1 protein-coding gene is annotated in these 1,149 nt (G+C 54.7%); it reads right to left on the reverse strand.

The genetic code is table 11. The annotated features are described in order from the left end of the window. Positions 1-18: 18 nt before the first annotated feature. A protein-coding gene (locus tag NTD81_RS11445) for an IS3 family transposase (protein ID WP_262182483.1) occupies positions 19-1,149 on the reverse strand; the annotation gives its coding sequence in 2 pieces (ribosomal slippage) (positions 19-932 and positions 932-1,149; 1,132 coding nt annotated over the 2 pieces). This gene is flagged as partial in the annotation.

Raw genomic sequence — 1,149 nt, forward strand, 5'->3', positions numbered from 1 at the left:
TGAATCGCCCCAGGTTTTCTAGACACTTTCCAGACTCTGGGAATAGCGTTTTTCAAACTCTACAGGTGACAGCTGATTGTTGAAACCGTGTCGGCGTTTTGGGTTGTAAAACATCTCGATGTAGTCGAACACATCAGCGCGAGTATCCTGCCTAGTGCGATAGATTTTTCGCCTGATCCGTTCCCGCTTCAGCAGCTGGAAAAAGCTTTCCGCTACTGCGTTGTCATGGCAATTGCCGCGCCGACTCATGCTGCCAAGCAAGTTGTTGGCTTTCAGGAAGCTCTGCCAGTCGCCGCTGCTGAACTGACTACCCTGGTCTGAGTGAATCATCACCTCCTGCTTTGGCTTACGGCGCCAAACAGCCATCAGCAAGGCATCAATAGCCAGGTCGCTGGTCATCTGCGGCTTCATTGACCAACCGATTATCTGCCGCGAGAACAGATCAAGCACTACTGCCAAATACAACCAGCCCTCATAGGTGCGGATGTAGGTGATGTCCGTAACCCAGACCTTGTTGGGTTCGGTGACATTGAATCGACGCTCAAGATGATTCGGTGAGGCCGTTGGAGGCTTACCACCATAGCGGCCCGGTCGACGACGATACCCTGTCTGCGAGCGCAGCCCTTCCAGGCGCATCAGTCGAGCAACACGATGCTTACCGCATGCCTCTCCAAGCTCACGCAGGTCGTCGTGGATTTTGCGGTAGCCGTACACACCACCGCTCTCTAGCCACGCGTGCTTGATCAGTCCAAGCAGGCGTTGATCATCGTTGGCTCGTGCCGACTTCGGTTCAGCCAGCCAGGCGTAGTAACCGCTGGCATGTACTTTCAGAGTCAGGCACAGGCGGCGAACCGAATAGTCTTCGGATAGCTGACTGATAAAGGCGTACTTCAGCCGCACTCCTTGGCAAAGTACGCGGCGGCCTTTTTTAGGATGTCTCGTTCTTCGGTCACGCGCTTGAGTTCAGCACGCAGACGACGCAGCTCAGCTTGCTGATCATCCTCTTGCAGGCGTTGCTCTGCGGGTTTGCTGTAGCGCTTCACCCAGGCATACAGGCTGTGTGTCGAAATGCCCAAACGAGCAGCTACCTCAGCCACCGGCAGATCTCGTTCGGTCACCTGCTTGACTGCTTCGATTTTGAATTCTTCG

Source organism: Pseudomonas sp. 5P_3.1_Bac2, from assembly GCF_025465995.1.
Taxonomy (GTDB): Bacteria; Pseudomonadota; Gammaproteobacteria; order Pseudomonadales; family Pseudomonadaceae; genus Aquipseudomonas.